The sequence below is a fragment of the Arthrobacter sp. 05T444 genome (assembly GCF_056395905.1).
This window is the reverse complement of the sequence record NZ_JBFTKK010000008.1, coordinates 1-14,939: the sequence shown is the minus strand read 5'-3', so window position 1 is coordinate 14,939 and position 14,939 is coordinate 1. Positions and strand designations below refer to the sequence as shown.

Genomic DNA, 14,939 nt, shown 5'->3' with positions numbered 1-14,939 from the left:
GTTTTACGGCAGCCTGACGCCGAGTTCGGCGAGCTTTTCCTCGAGAATCTGGGCCACGCCGTCGTCGTCAAAGTGCGGTGCCTGCTGCCCGGCGGCGCGGATCGCCTCCGGATGGCCGCTGGCCATCGCGTAACCGTGGCCGGCCCAGCGGAGCATTTCGATGTCGTTGGGCATGTCACCGAAGGCCACCACGTCCGCGGCGTCGATTCCCCGCGACGCAGCGTATTCAGCCAGCGTCACGGCCTTGTTAATGCCCGGGACCGACAGCTCCAGCATGGCGACGGTGGGTGCCGAGTGCGTGACGGTGGCTAGATTACCGACTGCTGGAGTCACCTCCGCGAGGAAGTCATCCGCGGTGCCTTCGCGGACGATGGCGAGAAACTTCACGACGGCGTCATCCGCCGTGAGCGTCTCGGCCAGCGGAGCGGGGGTGAACTCGGAAAGAAGCTCACTGGAGCCGTTCTCGATGAAGCCCGGTTCCAGGTGGAAGCCGGTGAGGGTCTCGGCGGCAAACAGGGCTGCGGGACGAAGTGTCTTGATGATCCGGCGGGCCTCGAAAACGTCCGCGAGGGCCATGGTCCGGGCGGATACCAGCTGGCCCGCCTCGAGGTCCCACACCACCGCGCCGTTCGAACAGATCACCGTGCCGGTGTGCCCCAGCTGCTCTTCGAGCGGGTGCAGCCAGCGCGGCGGGCGGCCCGTGACAAAGACAAGTTCGACGCCGGCCTCCCGGCAGGCGTGGAATGCCCGGACCGTGCGGCCACTGATCTTTCCGTCGTGCCCAAGGATCGTTCCGTCTATGTCACTTGCTACCAACCGCATCCTGCCAGTCTACGTGGGCACGGTCAGACGCCGTCCCCCGCGGCCGCCGGGGCCGAGTCCTGCCGCGTGGCCGGTGTCTTGGCGGCCGGGGCCTTGGCTGCCGGGGTCCGCTCGGCCTCGTTTTCACGCCCGGTCTGGCTTTCGGCAGCCAGGGCCTGCGTTGCCGCCCAGCTCGCCAGGAGCCGCAGGGCGTCCGCGGAGGGAGAACCGGGCTCGGGCGGATAGATAAACAGTGAGAGTCCGGTGTCCGCGGAGAGGTCCATCGCCTCGAACATCAGGTGCAGCTCGCCGACGACGGGGTGGTGGAAGTGCTTGAATCCGGTGGTGTGGCGGCGCACGTTGTGCGCGGCCCAGCGGGTGCGGAACTCGCCGCTGCGGGTTGAGAGCTCGCCCACGAGGTCGCTCAGTCCCCGGTCGAATGGGTCGCGGCCGGCCTCGGCGCGCAGGATGGCCACCATGTTGTTGGCCGCCAGCTCCCAGTCGGGGAAGAAACGGCGGGAGCGTTCCTCCTCCAGGAAGATGAACCGGGCGTAATTGGCCGGCCGCCCTGGGCTGACGTACATCTCGGAGTGCAGCGCATAGCCCAGCCGGTTGGCGGCCAGGATGTCCATGCGCCCGTTGCGCACGAACGCCGGGGCGTCGGTGATCGAATCGAGGGCGAACTGGACGCTCGGCCGGACGCGCTGCTGGGCGGGACGACGCCGCGGCTGTGTGGTGTTGGCAGCCCGGGCCAGGTCGAACAGGTGCGACCGTTCGGCGTCGTCGAGCTGAAGTGCCCTGGCCAACGCCTCAAGCACGCTCTCCGACACGCCGCCGAGGCTTCCGCGCTCCAGCCGGGTGTAGTACTCGACGCTCACGCCCGCAAGCGTCGCCACTTCCCCTCGGCGGAGTCCGGGCACCCGCCGTTTACCGCCGTAGACCGGCAGTCCAGCCTGTTCCGGGCTGATTTTGGCGCGTCGGGAGGCGAGGAAGTCACGGATCTCGTTGCGGTTATCCATAGCCTCAAGGCTAGGAGTTTGCGGGGCCCGGAGGGAGTCCCTGCCAGTACCTGTATCAGCAGTGACTCCCTCATCCGAACCAAACAGGGTTGTATGGATGGTGCCCCGCCCCGCTCGCGGCCGACAAGGTCCGCCGGGTGATCCCCTCTGGCGGGGCATTGCCAACCGATCCTGAAACAGGAGACACATGCTTACCGCCAACGCTTACGCCGCCCCGTCCGCTGACGGGGAACTCGTTCCCACCACCATCGAGCGCCGGGACGTCGGCGCCCACGATGTCCTGATCGAGATCAAGTACGCCGGCATCTGCCACTCAGACATCCACACCGTCCGGGGCGACTGGGGACCCCAGCAGTACCCGCTGGTCCCCGGCCACGAAATCGCCGGCATCGTCACCGAGATCGGCGCCGAGGTCACCCGGCACCAGGTGGGCGACCGCGTCGGCGTCGGCTGCATGGTCAACTCCTGCATGGAGTGCGCCAACTGCCTCAAGGGCGAGGAGCAGTACTGCCTCGCCGGCATGACAGGCACCTACGGCGCCGTGGACCGCGACGGAACCATCACCCAGGGCGGCTACTCCACCCACGTCGTAGTGGCCGAAGATTTCGTGGTCACCATCCCTGAGGGCATCGAACTCGACGTCGCCGCTCCCCTGCTGTGCGCCGGCATCACCACCTACTCGCCGCTGCGCCACTGGGGCGCCGGCCCCGGCAAGAAGGTCGCGGTTGTCGGCCTCGGCGGGCTCGGCCACATGGCCGTCAAGCTCGCCCACGCCATGGGCGCCGACGTCACTGTTCTCTCCCAGTCCCTGAAGAAGCAGGAAGACGGCCTGCGCCTGGGTGCGGACGCCTACTTCGCCACGAGCGATCCCGGCACGTTCGAACGGCTCGCGGGCACCTTCGACCTGATCATCAACACGGTCAGCGCGAAGATCGACATCAGCTCCTATCTGCAGCTGCTGACCCTCGACGGCGCCCTGGTCAACGTGGGCGCACCGGCGGAACCGCTCCCGGTGAACGTGTTCTCACTCATCATGGGGCGCCGGTCCTTCGCAGGCTCCGCCATCGGCGGCATCCGCGAAACCCAGGAAATGCTCGACTTCTGCGCCGAACACCAGCTCGGCGCGGAGATCGAGGTCATCCCGGCCAGCAAGATCAACGACGCCTACGAACGCGTCCTGGTCTCCGACGTCCGGTACCGCTTCGTCATAGACACCGCCACCCTCAGCTAAGCGTTGCCACAGGGGCATTGGCACTGAACGACTACTGAGAAAGTGAAGACAATGACAGACACTAAGGAACCTTCCGGCGCGGAGAAGTTGTTTGGCGATTTCGCGCCCGCACTGGTGGGCTTCACGGACGATGTCCTGTTCGGCCAGGTCTGGGAGCGACCGGAGCTGACCCCGAAGGAGCGCAGCCTTGTAACGGTCGCGAGTCTCATCACGAGCGGCAGCACTGAGCAGCTGGCCCACCACCTGGGCAGGGCCAAGGACAATGGCGCCAGCGAGCAGGAGCTCATCGAGGTGATCACCCACCTGGCCTTTTACGCTGGATGGCCGAAGGCGATGTCCGCCATGGCGGTCGCGAAGGACCTCTTCCGAGCCAGCTAGTTCCACCATTGACTCCGCAGCCCCGTCCGGGGCTGCGGAGGGTGGAAGGGACAAAAGCCGCACCGATTCCGGGCTTTTTCAGGGCACATTCAGGCCGCCCGGCGAGTCCTTTCCCATCGGGTCATTTCAGGCACATAGTTATCCCATGAGCGACCAGCGACGACGCGTCCAGCCTAAGGTGCTGCTGTTCCTTGTAACGCTGGGGGTCCTTATGTCCGTCCTGGCAGGCGTCTTCGTCTGGGTACAGGGCCACCCTGGCAACCGGGCGGCCGCCCCGGCCATTCCTCCGGCAACGTCCGCATCCCCCACCGCCACTCCCTCGCCAAAGGCGACGCCTTCGGCTCCCGCGGTCCCCGTCGACAAGCTCCGGGGGCGGGGCGTCAACATCCTGCTGCTGGGCAGCGACACCCGGGAGCCGAATGCGAAGGCGGCCGCCGCGAGGGTCGCCACGGACCAGCGGGCGGACGCGATCATCATGGTTCACATCACCGCGGACCGCAGGCATGCCTACGGGATCTCCGTCATGCGGGACACCTGGGCTGCCATTCCGGGCCACGGCTTCTCCAAAATCAATGACGGCCTGGCTTTGGGAGGCGTACCCCTTATGACGCAGACCGTCGAGTCACTCTTCCGGGTGCACATCGACCACACTGTCCTGATCGACTTCGGACGGTTCACGGGGTTGGTGGACGCCTTGGGCGGGGTTGAAGTGGACGTCAGGACGCCGTTCACTTCAACCCACGACAGCGGCCACGTGTTCAGGCCCGGCAAGCAGACCCTCACCGGTGCCCAGGCACTTGAGTTTGTCCGCGAGCGCTACGCATTCGCTGACGGCGACTACCAGCGGGTGCGGGACCAACAAACCTTCGTGAAGGCGCTGATCGCAAAGCTCCTCAGCCCGAAAACGCTGACGAACCCGGAGACGCTCCGTAAGGTGGTCAGCTCCGTCTCCTCGTTTTTCGCCGTCAATGCCGGCCTGGACGCGCCAGCCGTGGCGGGACTGGCGTACAGCCTGCGGAATATCCGGCTGCAGGACAGCGTGTTTTTTGCCCTTCCCACGGCGGGTGTCGGCACGTCCGACGACGGACGGTCAATAGTTCTGCAGGACCCGGCAGCCATCACCAAGATCAGGACGGCCCTTGCCGGGGACCGCGTGGCCCAGTACATCAAGGATTCGGGGATCCAACCCGCCCGCTGAAGCCTGGCGCCGCCTCCGGACGTACCGCCTACAGCCCTGGCGCCTCTCCAAGCTCCGCCCGCAGGTGCGAAAGCCGCCCGTAAGCACTGTCCCGGTAGGCCAGCAGCGCGTCCCGGTCATCCGGATCGATGCCCAGGAAACCGAGGCCGCTTTTGAGGCCAAGGTTTCCATCCTTGACCATCACGGCTAGCGCTTCCGGAGCCGCAAACCGATCACCGTAGGCCCTTTCCAAAGTACGGAACGATGATTCGTAGACGTCCAGTCCCGCCATGTCCCCGATCGCAAAGGGCCCGAACAAAGCCAGGCGGAACCCAAAGGTGTTTCTGACTACTGTGTCGATCTGCTCAGGTGTAGCGGCACCATCGTCAACAATCTGAACCGCTTCCTTGTACAGCGCGAACTGGAGCCGGTTGGCGACGAATCCCGGCGTGTCAGCCACCTTTGCCGGTGTCTTACCCACGCCGCGGATGAGCTCCTCGGCGAGGTCCAGGACAACGGGGTCTGTGTCCGGGCCGGGTATGAGTTCGACACCGGGGATAAACGGGGCGGGATTCATCCAGTGGACGCCGAGGAACCGCTCCGGACCGGCCACCGACAGGGCCAGTTCTCCGATGGGGATGGCTGAGGTGTTCGTGCCGATGACAGCGCCGGCCGGAGCAGCCGTCGAGATCCGGCGAAGGATATTGGCTTTTAGCCCTGGGTCTTCTGGAACCGCCTCGGCGATGAAGTCCGCCGCCGCCACCGCTTCCTCAATGCTGCCCGCAGCGGCAAGGTTTCCCGCAATGACCTCGGCCGCCCCCTCCGGGAACAGTCCGTGGGCCTCGAACCCGCGGGCTTGTTCGACTAGCCTGACGCGCGCCCGTTCGGCGGTCTCGCCGTCGACGTCGCCCAGTGCGACTTCGTAGCCGTGCAAAGCCAGTACCTGCGCGATTCCGCCGCCCATGTAGCCTGAGCCGACGACGGCCGTGGTTGTAAAGGTGTCAACGATTGTCATGAACATGCTCCTAGGAAAGGTCGGGCGCGCAGGACCGAAGGGCCGGGCACGGTTAGCGGATCGTGTAACCGCCGTCGACGGCCAGCGTGTGGCCCGTGATCAGCGAGGCGGCGTCACTGAGCAGAAACGCGATCGCCCCCGCGATGTCTTCCGGTTCACCGAACCGTCCCATCGGGATTCTGGACAGCAGCTCCGCAGCCCATTCAGGTCTGCTGAGGGTCGATGCTGTCAGTTCCGTGCGCACGAAGGTCGGTGCGACGGCGTTGACCCGGATTCCGGCCGGGGCCCATTCCAGAGCCAGGATCTTGGTGAGATGGATCAGGCCGGCCTTGCTGGTCCCGTAGGCTGCCCGTTCCTCGATTCCGACGATTCCCGCCTGGGACGCGACGTTGACGACGGCGCCCGGCGTTCCCCGGTCCATCCAGTGCTGCGCGATGGCCGTGGTCAGGAAGAAGCTGCCCTTGAGATTGGTGTCAAAAACGGTATCCCAGTCGTCGGCTGTCAGTTCCAGCGCCGGCTTGGGTACATTGACGCCTGCGTTGTTGACCAGCAGATCAATACCTCCGCTGTCATGCATCAGGGTGGCAGCGAATCGACGCAGGTCCTTGGTCCGGGTCACGTCGATGGGAAGGGAGGGCGTTCCGTACCGTTCGCTGATCTGGCGGGCACTTGAGGCGTCACGGCTGGTTCCATACACGGTGGCGCCGCACTCGGCAAGGCCATCGGCGATGGCCTTGCCGAGTCCGCGGGATGCCCCCGTGACCAGTGCATTCTTGCCGTCCAGGCGGAAATTCAGCACCCTGGCCCTTAGCTTTCGAAGGTGTGGTCCGACCAGGGCAGGGACGTGCCGCGGTACTTCGCCGCCCTGACGTCGCCCGAACGGGCGTGGCCCTCGAACCGTTCCACCCTGGATGCGCGGCCGCAGAGCTCACCGAAGAAGGCGCTGGACTCGGTGTTGGTCACTTCCTGGTACGTGACGGTGCGCAGGTACTTGCCCACCCAGAGGCCGCCGGTATACCGGGCGGCGCCGCGGGTAGGAAGCACATGGTTGGTGCCGATGACCTTGTCCCCATAGGACACGCAGGTCCCTTCGCCGAGGAAGAGTGCGCCGTAGTCGTGCATCTTGTCAAGGGCTTCGCGCGGGTTCTGCGTGAGGATCTGAACGTGCTCGTAGGCGTACTCGTCGGCCAGGACGTACGCTTCGTTAAGATTTTCAACGACGTGGACTGCGCCCCAGTCGCGCCATGCGGCCGCGGCGTAATCGCGGGTGGGCATGTCCACGAGGATGGTGTCGATGTGCTCGATGACTTTGCGGCCCAGCTCCCCGCTGGTAGTGATCAGGACGGCGGGCGAGTCTGGCCCGTGCTCGGCCTGGGACAGGAGGTCGACGGCGACGATGAACGGGTCCGCGTGTTCGTCGGCAACGATGAGGACCTCGGTGGGCCCGGCGAAGAGGTCGATGCCGACCTCACCGAAGAGCTGGCGCTTGGCTTCGGCGACGAAGGCGTTGCCGGGGCCGGCCAGCATGTTGACCGGCTTGATGGTTTCGGTGCCGATGGCCAGCGCGGCGACCGCCTGGATGCCGCCCAAAAGGTAGATCTCGTCGGCACCGGCCAGATACATGGCCGCGACGGTGGCGTCCGGCACCTCGCCCTGGATCAGCGGGGTGCACGCCGCGACGCGCTCCACGCCGGCGACCTTGGCAGTAATGATGGTCATGTGGGCGCTGGCCAGCAGCGGGTACTTTCCGCCGGGTATGTACGCGCCGGCAGCCTGGACCGGTACGTTCTTCTGCCCGAGGAACACTCCGGGCAGGGTTTCGATTTCGAAGTCGGACAGGGACGCAAGCTGCTTCTGCGCCATGACCCGGACCTGTTCCTGGACGAACTTGATGTCCTCAATGGTCTGCTCCGGAACGCGGGCCATGATCTCGTCAAGCTGATCCTGGCTCAGGAGAAACGATTCGGGCGCGTACTTGTCGAACTTCTCCGAATACTCGCGGACGGCTGCGTCGCCGCGTTCGCGGATATCTGCGATGACGCCCTCCACGGTCGCCCGGACCTCGGGCGTACTTCCCCGGGCCACGCTGTTCCGGGCAGGCTCTTTCAGCATCGTTGACTCCACGGCCGAACTGATTTCATTTGTAACCGTCATCAGGCTTACCTTCCATCTTCATTGATGGGCGACTGCTGGAGCGCCCCGATCCAAGCCATCCGGCCTGCATGATGAACGAGTGTATACGTATACATTTTTCGACACAAGGGCTTGTAGTGATGAATTGAATACGTATACACTCCTTTTCACGAGGCAGCCGGTGTGGCTGCGCTCACAGTCCGGTCGAAGACAAAGGAGTCTCTGAATGAGCACCCCCGCGACAACAGCAACCCCAGCGCCACCCGCCATTGATCCAAAGATGCGCCGCAAGGCCCTCGTCTCCTCCGTGCTGGGCAGCTGCATCGAGTGGTACGACTTCTACGTCTACGGCGTCGCCGCTGCCATCATCCTCAACTCGCAGTTTTTTCCGCAGGCGAGTCCGTTCGTCGGTATCCTGCTCTCCTTCAGCACCTACGCTATTGGCTTCGCGGCGCGCCCCATCGGAGGCGTCATCTTTGCCCACTTCGGCGACCGCCTGGGCCGGAAGAAAATGCTCATGATGACGCTCGGTCTGATGGGCGGCGGCACCTTCCTCATCGGCTGCCTGCCCAACTTCGCCACGATCGGCATCGCCGCCCCGATCCTGCTGGTCCTCCTGCGGATCGTGCAGGGCATCGGCGTCGGCGGCGAATGGGGCGGCGCCGCGCTGATGGCCACCGAGTTCGCCCCGGCCGAGCGGCGCGGGTTCTTCGGCTCCTGGCCGCAGATCGGCGTGCCGGAAGGGACACTGCTGGCCAACGGCGCCTTCTACATCATGGGCTACCTGATCTCACCGGAGGCTTTTGTGGCCTGGGGATGGCGCATCCCGTTCCTCGTCTCGATCCTGCTGGTGGCGCTCTCCTTCTACATCCGCAGCAAGGTGGACGAATCCCCGGCGTTCGAAGAAATCAAGCGCAAGGGTGAGATCGAGAAGATGCCGGTGGTCAAAGTCATCAAGACCCGCCCGCTGACCATCCTCAAAGTCATCATGATGCGGTTTGCCGAGAACGCGAACTACTACATCTACACGACGTTCCTGCTCGCCTACGGCCCCGCAGTGCTGCTGGAAAAGAACAGCATCCTGCTGGCCACCATGATCATGGCAGGCCTGGGCATCTTCTCCATCCCGTTCTGGGGCTGGGTATCCGACCGCTGGGGACGCCGCTACACCGTGATCGCCGGAGCAACCACCATGCTCCTGATGGCCTTCCCCTTCTTCTGGGCCGTGCAGACAGGTGACTTCCTGATGCTCGTGCTCGTGCTCATCTTGACCTGCAACGTCGGCCGCGACCTCTGCTATTCCGTGGAACCGGCCTACTTCACCGAACTCTTTGAACCCAAACTGCGCTATTCCGGAGCCTCAGTCGGTCCGCAGGTCGCGGCTGTCTTCGCCGGAGGCTTCGCACCGCTGATCGCCACGGCACTCATCGGTCCTGAGTTCGACCGGTACTGGCTCGTTGCCCTTTACATGGTGGTCACGTCGATCATCACCATTGTAGGAGCGCTGTGGTCGCCTGAGACGGCGCCCCGGGTCCGGTTCCGCCGTGGCCTTAGCGCCGAATACGACCCGACAACCGGCCGGTAATACCCCGCCACTGCAAAGGCAGGCGGCTGCCTCCAAAGGCAGTCGCCTGCAGGTGCAGGTCCGAAACTTTGGCTACTCTGAAACAACGGAGAGCGGGAATCCTCTGCGCACCTGCGGCGTAAACAAGATGAAAGGAGGGCGACGCAATGGTTACCAGCCGTGATGTGGCAGAACTGGCCGGCGTCTCACAGGCCACCGTGTCCAGAGTCATGTCCTCCTCCGCGAAGCTTTCGCCTGCCACGAAGGCGCGCGTTCAGGCAGCCATGGAAACCTTGGGCTACGTACCTCATGCCGGCGCCCAGGCCATGAAGACCAGGAAAACGAACACCATCGGAGTGGTGGTTGCCGACCTCACGAACCCCTTCTACCCGGAGGTTCTTGACGAGCTGAGCCGCGAGCTCGACTCAGCGGGCTTCCGCGTCGTTATCTGGAACGCGGGCGGCGGCAGTCACCACGACGCGTTGAAGGCCATCCGGGAACATGCCGTCGACGGAGTCATTTTCACGACCGCCACGGAAGACTCGCTGGAACTGCAGGCTGCCATAGAAAAGAACAGCCCCATCGTCCTGATCAACCGCGTCGTGGAAGGCCTGGAATGTGACCAGGTCACCAGCAGCAACACTGACGGCGGCGCCGCCGTCGCCGATTATCTGGTGGCCAACGGCAAAACCAAGGTCGCGTTCATCGGTGGCGCTGAAAACGCAAGCACCTCCCGCGAGCGCGGCCTGGGGTTCCTCGGCAGAATGGCGGAGCGGGGGCACACCGTTCCGGAACATTTCCGTTTCCAGGGCGGCTTTTCCCACGACATCAGCGCCCAGGTCATGAACAGGCTGCTCTCACGCGCGGACCGTCCACAGGCTGTTTTCTGCGCCAACGACCTGATGGCCTTTGGCGCCCTCGATGCCCTGCGCGCCAACGAGATCCAGCCCCAGGATTGCTGGGTGATCGGCTACGATGACGTCGACATGGCCGCCTGGGACTCCTTCAGCCTGACCACCGTCCGGCAGCCCAGCCGCGAGATGGCCCGTGTCGGGGCGCGGATGCTGCTGGAACGCATCCACAGTCCGGGCCAGCCGGCCCGGCGGGTCAACTTCCCGTGCGACCTGATCGTCCGCGGAAGCACCAAGGCCACCAGCGGCTCCTGACCGCCGGCGCTTCCGTGAGCTGACCTGGCCGGGCTTTGGGAGCCTGGCGCCGCCTCCGGACGTAAACTGGTGGTGGCAAAGGAGCGAACGGCAATGGATGGCGAAGCTCGTGATTCCGGGCTGGTACACCCCGCAACGTACATCGGCGGGCGGAACATCAGCGGTTGCCCCGTGGCCGCCGTCAGGAGCCGGTGGTCGCCGTGACCGCGGTGTCGACGCGGCGCCTCCTGATCGGGCTCCTCGTCTTCCTGGCCTTGCTCCTCGGTTACGTTCCGGCTGCACCTCCTGCGCAGGCAGTATCGCTGAGGGGCCATGACATCTCCTGGCCCCAGTGCCCGACGGCGGTCGGCGGCTTTGGCCTGCCTCTCCCGCCCGCGTCATCCCAGTTCGTCGTGGTGGGCCTGACGAAGGGTCTCCCCTTCACCGAAAACCCGTGCCTTGCCAGCCAGGTGGGCTTCGTGAGGACCAGCGGCAAGCCCGCCCAGGCGTACACCATGGCGGCTTTCCCCACCGCGGCGCAGCTCACAACGTACCGGTCGCAGGGGCCGTGGTCTGCCGCCACCCGGGCCGGCCAGCTGTCCAACGTGGGCTACGCCGAAGCACGTTTCGCAGTGGCCAGCCTTACCCGGACAGGATTCACGCCGCGGGTGGTCTGGATCGACGTCGAACCCCGGCCCGCCCAGCCCTGGCCCACGGCCACTGCCCTGCAGCAGCGCGAAAACCGATATGTCATCGAGGGCCTGATGCGCGGCCTGCGGGATGCCCGCTTCTCCTATGGCGTCTATTCCTTCGCCTCCGGCTGGGCAAGCATTACCGGTTCTTGGCGGCTGCCCGGCGTGCCCGTCTGGGCCACGGCCGGCCGTCTCGATTTCCCCTCCGAGGCCCTCGATCTCTGCCGCAAGCCCAGCTTCTCCGGTGGGCGTGTGTACCTGTCACAGTGGTACGACGACGTCCGGGACTACGACCTGACCTGCGACCCGTACGCGTTCACTCCCCTGCCCGTCCCTGCGTCCGCCTTGTCGCGGTCGACGGCGGACTTTAACGGGGACTGGAACACCGACATCCTGGCCCGGGTCACGGCCACCGCAGAGCTGCGGATGTACCCGGGGACCGGGCACGGCGGCAGGCTTCCCGGCCAGCGCATCGGTACCGGCTGGAACGGTTTCAACGCACTTGAGACCCCTGGCGACTTCAACGGCGACGGCCCGCTGGACGTGCTTGCCCGTGAGACGGCCACCGGCAACCTCTGGCTCTACCGCGGCAACGGCACCGGCGGATTCCTGGCCCGCGTTAAGGTGGGCATCGGCTGGAACATCTTCAGCGCCATCATTGGGCCGGGTGACTTCAACGGCGACCAGCGCGTCGACGTCCTGGCGCGTGAAACCGCCACTGGAGGCCTCTGGCTGTACCGCGGCAGCGGCACCGGAGGATTCCTGCCGCGCGTCAGGGTGGGCACCGGGTGGAACGTCTTCAATGCCCTCGTGGGCCCCGGCGACTTCAACGGCGACGGTGCCGTGGATGTGCTGGCACGGGAAACAGCCACCGGCCTGCTGTGGCTGTACCCCGGCAGCGGTACCGGCGGCTGGCTCCCCCGCGTCAGGGTAGGCGTCGGCTGGAACGTCATGACCGCCGTCGTCAGCCCCGGTGATTTCAACGGTGACCGCACCGCTGACGTGCTGGCGCGTGACGCCGCCGGCGTGCTGTGGCTCTACCCCGGCAGCGGCGCCGGCACCTTCCTTTCACGTGTGCGGGTGGGGGCCGGCTGGAACGGGCTCGCCCCGCTCTTCTGAGCACGTTGCGGCGGCATGGTCCGTTAGAGGCACCTGGGCTGGAAGGCGGGGTCGGCGGGACCGGCCGTCATCCCGAGAGCGTTGGCAACGAGCTGCCGGACCACGGGGTCGTTGGGAGTCTGGTCGTGTCCGATCAGATCGGCCGGGCACTTGTCCTGGATGGTGATGTTGGTGACCTGCCTCGCCGGACCTGAGAGGAACTGGCTTTGGTAGGGAGTGACCACCTCGTCGTGCGTGGTTGAAATCACGGTGTAGGCAGGACCTGCCACCGTGTCCCCGATGGAGTTCAGTTTCTGCAGGAACGCCGATCCTGCCTGCTGGTCTGCGCACGCGGCGCAGGCGAAACCGGCGGAACCGGCCACCGGCGGCACGACGTCCGGCGGCGGGCCAATTACTCCCTGCGTTCCGTGGTTGGAGGGTGCGATTCCCACGAGCTGGTTGACCTTTTTGGCCCCGCCGAGGAATCCCATATAGTAGCGCGGCATCATTCCACCCTGGCTGTGTCCCACCAGGTTCACCTTCTTTGCCCCCGTCGCAGCCAGCACCGCATCAACGAACGGGGCGAGCTCCCGGGCGGAGTCGGCTACGGGTGCCGTGGCGTCCACTCCGTTGGTTTCGCCGTAGTTAAGGGCGAAGACGCAGTACCCCGCGTTCTTGAGGTACGGAGACATGGTGACCCAGTTCTTCGCCATGTTCTCGAAGGTCCCGGGAACCAGGATCACCGGATAGGGGTGGGCCGCCGACGGCTTGCAGGACCAGTCATTGGCTCCGGGAGGAGAGACATCGATGGCGTCGGCCTGGGCGGGCAGCGCACCGAGGCAGCCGGCAAGGAGCGCGACGGCGGCTATTGAGACAGTTTTCTTGAGCAGCGACATGGAAACCTCTTCGTTTTGCGTGTCTGCGGGACGTGCGCCGGCCAGAATGGCCACGGTGAGAGTGTGACCTAGATCATGGGGCGGCCTTTCGAGCGTAGGCAGCCCGCATGCCTGCCCACATGCCCTTTGCACTTCTGTGCATGCATTCAGCCCGGCCGCCGCTGGTCCTGACCAAAGGCGATCGGCCTCCCAGGCCGCTAAGTTACTGACGAGTACGCGTGTGGCGTGGGAGGACCTGCACGGGAGGACCTGGCGAGAGCAACCCGGCTACGTGCACGAATGTTCAGGAGCCGCTTCCCCGGGACACTGCTGAAGCCAGTCTTTAGGGGCAGCGGATTGTGCTGCCTGCCGCCGGCGTTTCGCGTCCAGAGATGCCGAAGCTGGCTCCAGGCGTGCTGAGACCGTGGAGCCAGCCTTTTCGGCAAGTGCCCCTCGAGATGAAGGCTGTTCAAGCCTCCCCCCAACAAGGTTTGAAGAACACTTGCGAGACACAGGCTATGCGCATGCCGGGACGCAAGCAACGGTTCCGGCTAACTGGCCCGGCGTTTCCGCTGGAGAAGAGTGCCGCCGTCGTTCGCCCAGCCGATGACCACCTTGCAGGCAGGCATTCCTATACCCATCTCATTGAGGGGTCATGCACCCCGCTGATAGCAATGTTTTCCCAAGTCCTGCACCCCACAGTGGTTGCGCGGGGCAACGACAACGCACTGTCGGCCCCGCAAGGCATGAAGTCCCCGGTGATCACAACGCTCCGGGAACGGCCTGGGTATCGATGACCGGGGGCCGCGGGGCCTTTCCGGCCCCTAAACGAAGGAGGCGCAGACAGATGTCGCAGGAATCTACAAACACAGGCGGGGTATCCCGCCGTACGCTCTTGCGGCTGGGGGCAGCCGGAGGAGCCGGCGCCGCGCTCGTCGCGGCGCAGGGCTGGGCTGGCCCGCTGCTCGCCCAGAAAGGTCTGCTCTCGCCGGACGGTGCTTTCGCTGCCACGTCAACGGCGCTTGGCGACCTGATCTTCTATATCGAGGCCTTCCCGACCAGCCCGCTGATCATCGCCCCGTTTACCGACAAGCTGACTATTCCCAAGGCCCTGGCCCCTGTACCCAAGGTGGGCGACAGCTTTGTGAAGGGCTACAGCGAGTGGAACGAACCGCCAGGCCCGGGCCAGGGCCAGCAGAGTTCCTTTAAGAATGAGCAGCACCAGATCTGGCCGAACAAAGTGGGCTATCCGGACCCGCTCGTCTATAAGATCGACCTGCTGTTGCGGCAGCACGCGTTCACCACCTCGCAGGTGCTGCCGATCGACGCAAACGGCCGCCCGACAGTCTCGTTTGACGATAAGGGCAAGACGTACCCTGCGGGCACCAAGCGGACTTTGCCGCAAAGCACGATCTATGGCTTCAACGGGACCTTCCCCGGACCCATGATCAACGCCGAATACGGCAGGCCGGCGCTGGTCCGCTTCGAGAACCACTTGGACGAGAACCCGCTCAACCTGGATCGCCAGGACTTCGGTTCCCCGGACTGGTCCTTCCTGACCCACCTGCACAACGGCCACACGGCACCGGAGAGCGACGGCAACCCGCACTACTCCATGACCAGCGGGCCCAAGTACGAGGGCTACCTGCCGAAGACGTTCTGCGACAACCTGTATCTGAACTGGCCCGCCGGTGGAGATGACCGCGAGAAGCAGAGTTTCTTCTGGTTCCACGACCACCGCATGGACCACACAGGTTCAAATGTTTACAAGGGCATGGTGGGGCTGTACCCGATCTATGACCCGAAGAACG

The 14,939-nt window shown here is 65.2% G+C and carries 13 protein-coding genes; 7 read left to right on the top strand and 6 right to left on the bottom strand.

Going from position 1 to position 14,939, the window contains the following annotated elements; genetic code table 11:
* Positions 1–3: 3 nt before the first annotated feature.
* Positions 4–822 (bottom strand): HAD family hydrolase, encoded by an 819-nt coding sequence (locus AC1DD3_RS09600; RefSeq protein WP_230117837.1) that lies wholly within the window; start codon positions 820–822, stop codon positions 4–6.
* 23 nt (positions 823–845) lie between these two features.
* A complete protein-coding gene (locus AC1DD3_RS09595; RefSeq protein WP_230117836.1) occupies positions 846–1,820 on the bottom strand; it encodes a helix-turn-helix transcriptional regulator in 975 nt (324 codons plus the stop codon).
* Positions 1,821–2,007: 187 nt separating this feature from the next.
* Between AC1DD3_RS09595 and AC1DD3_RS09590 the strand changes: the two genes are divergently transcribed.
* The 3 genes from AC1DD3_RS09590 to AC1DD3_RS09580 all read left to right on the top strand — a co-directional run bounded on the left by AC1DD3_RS09590 (position 2,008) and on the right by AC1DD3_RS09580 (position 4,627).
* Entirely contained in the window at positions 2,008–3,051 is a 1,044-nt protein-coding gene (locus AC1DD3_RS09590) for an NAD(P)-dependent alcohol dehydrogenase (RefSeq protein WP_476881507.1), read from the top strand.
* Positions 3,052–3,102: 51 nt separating this feature from the next.
* Positions 3,103–3,429 (top strand): carboxymuconolactone decarboxylase family protein, encoded by a 327-nt coding sequence (locus AC1DD3_RS09585; RefSeq protein WP_230117834.1) that lies wholly within the window; start codon positions 3,103–3,105, stop codon positions 3,427–3,429.
* Positions 3,430–3,574: 145 nt separating this feature from the next.
* Positions 3,575–4,627, top strand: coding sequence for an LCP family protein (locus tag AC1DD3_RS09580; RefSeq protein WP_476881506.1), 1,053 nt, complete (start codon positions 3,575–3,577; stop codon positions 4,625–4,627).
* A gap of 28 nt (positions 4,628–4,655) precedes the next feature.
* On the opposite strand, the gene AC1DD3_RS09575 is transcribed toward AC1DD3_RS09580, so the two are convergent.
* The 3 genes from AC1DD3_RS09575 to hisD are packed head-to-tail and all read right to left on the bottom strand — an operon-like array spanning position 4,656 to position 7,775.
* Positions 4,656–5,621 (bottom strand): 3-hydroxyacyl-CoA dehydrogenase family protein, encoded by a 966-nt coding sequence (locus AC1DD3_RS09575; RefSeq protein ID WP_230117832.1) that lies wholly within the window; start codon positions 5,619–5,621, stop codon positions 4,656–4,658.
* A 52-nt stretch (positions 5,622–5,673) separates the two neighbouring features.
* Positions 5,674–6,420, bottom strand: a complete 747-nt coding sequence (locus tag AC1DD3_RS09570; RefSeq protein WP_230117831.1) for an SDR family NAD(P)-dependent oxidoreductase — start codon at positions 6,418–6,420, stop codon at positions 5,674–5,676.
* Between the two features lie 8 nt (positions 6,421–6,428).
* Positions 6,429–7,775: a histidinol dehydrogenase gene (gene hisD / locus AC1DD3_RS09565; RefSeq protein ID WP_230117830.1), complete on the bottom strand. Its 1,347-nt coding sequence runs from the start codon at positions 7,773–7,775 to the stop codon at positions 6,429–6,431.
* A 205-nt stretch (positions 7,776–7,980) separates the two neighbouring features.
* Between hisD and AC1DD3_RS09560 the strand changes: the two genes are divergently transcribed.
* From AC1DD3_RS09560 to AC1DD3_RS09550, 3 genes are all read left to right on the top strand, one after another.
* Complete coding sequence (locus AC1DD3_RS09560) at positions 7,981–9,339, top strand: MFS transporter (RefSeq protein WP_476881505.1); 1,359 nt, start codon at positions 7,981–7,983, stop codon at positions 9,337–9,339.
* 146 nt (positions 9,340–9,485) lie between these two features.
* Positions 9,486–10,484 carry a LacI family DNA-binding transcriptional regulator gene (locus AC1DD3_RS09555; RefSeq protein ID WP_476881504.1) on the top strand — a complete coding sequence of 333 codons (999 nt, stop codon included), beginning with the start codon at positions 9,486–9,488 and terminating at the stop codon, positions 10,482–10,484.
* A gap of 200 nt (positions 10,485–10,684) precedes the next feature.
* Positions 10,685–12,274, top strand: coding sequence for an FG-GAP repeat domain-containing protein (locus AC1DD3_RS09550; protein WP_476881503.1), 1,590 nt, complete (start codon positions 10,685–10,687; stop codon positions 12,272–12,274).
* A 23-nt stretch (positions 12,275–12,297) separates the two neighbouring features.
* Here the strand turns inward: AC1DD3_RS09550 and AC1DD3_RS09545 are convergent, their stop codons facing one another.
* Positions 12,298–13,149 (bottom strand): lipase family alpha/beta hydrolase, encoded by an 852-nt coding sequence (locus AC1DD3_RS09545; protein WP_476881581.1) that lies wholly within the window; start codon positions 13,147–13,149, stop codon positions 12,298–12,300.
* 826 nt (positions 13,150–13,975) lie between these two features.
* Between AC1DD3_RS09545 and AC1DD3_RS09540 the strand changes: the two genes are divergently transcribed.
* Positions 13,976–14,939: multicopper oxidase domain-containing protein (locus AC1DD3_RS09540; RefSeq protein ID WP_476881502.1), on the top strand; the 964-nt coding region annotated here is incomplete at its 3' end.

What these genes read in the sequence shown, in the direction of transcription:
- AC1DD3_RS09555 (WP_476881504.1), top strand. Translation starts at nt 9,486, where the DNA reads ATGGTTACCAGCCGTGATGTGGCAGAACTGGCCGGCGTCTCACAGGCC.
- hisD (WP_230117830.1), bottom strand. Translation starts at nt 7,775, where the DNA reads ATGACGGTTACAAATGAAATCAGTTCGGCCGTGGAGTCAACGATGCTG.
- AC1DD3_RS09595 (WP_230117836.1), bottom strand. Translation starts at nt 1,820, where the DNA reads ATGGATAACCGCAACGAGATCCGTGACTTCCTCGCCTCCCGACGCGCC.
- AC1DD3_RS09590 (WP_476881507.1), top strand. Translation starts at nt 2,008, where the DNA reads ATGCTTACCGCCAACGCTTACGCCGCCCCGTCCGCTGACGGGGAACTC.
- AC1DD3_RS09545 (WP_476881581.1), bottom strand. Translation starts at nt 13,149, where the DNA reads ATGTCGCTGCTCAAGAAAACTGTCTCAATAGCCGCCGTCGCGCTCCTT.
- AC1DD3_RS09600 (WP_230117837.1), bottom strand. Translation starts at nt 822, where the DNA reads ATGCGGTTGGTAGCAAGTGACATAGACGGAACGATCCTTGGGCACGAC.
- AC1DD3_RS09580 (WP_476881506.1), top strand. Translation starts at nt 3,575, where the DNA reads ATGAGCGACCAGCGACGACGCGTCCAGCCTAAGGTGCTGCTGTTCCTT.
- AC1DD3_RS09575 (WP_230117832.1), bottom strand. Translation starts at nt 5,621, where the DNA reads ATGACAATCGTTGACACCTTTACAACCACGGCCGTCGTCGGCTCAGGC.
- AC1DD3_RS09585 (WP_230117834.1), top strand. Translation starts at nt 3,103, where the DNA reads ATGACAGACACTAAGGAACCTTCCGGCGCGGAGAAGTTGTTTGGCGAT.
- AC1DD3_RS09560 (WP_476881505.1), top strand. Translation starts at nt 7,981, where the DNA reads ATGAGCACCCCCGCGACAACAGCAACCCCAGCGCCACCCGCCATTGAT.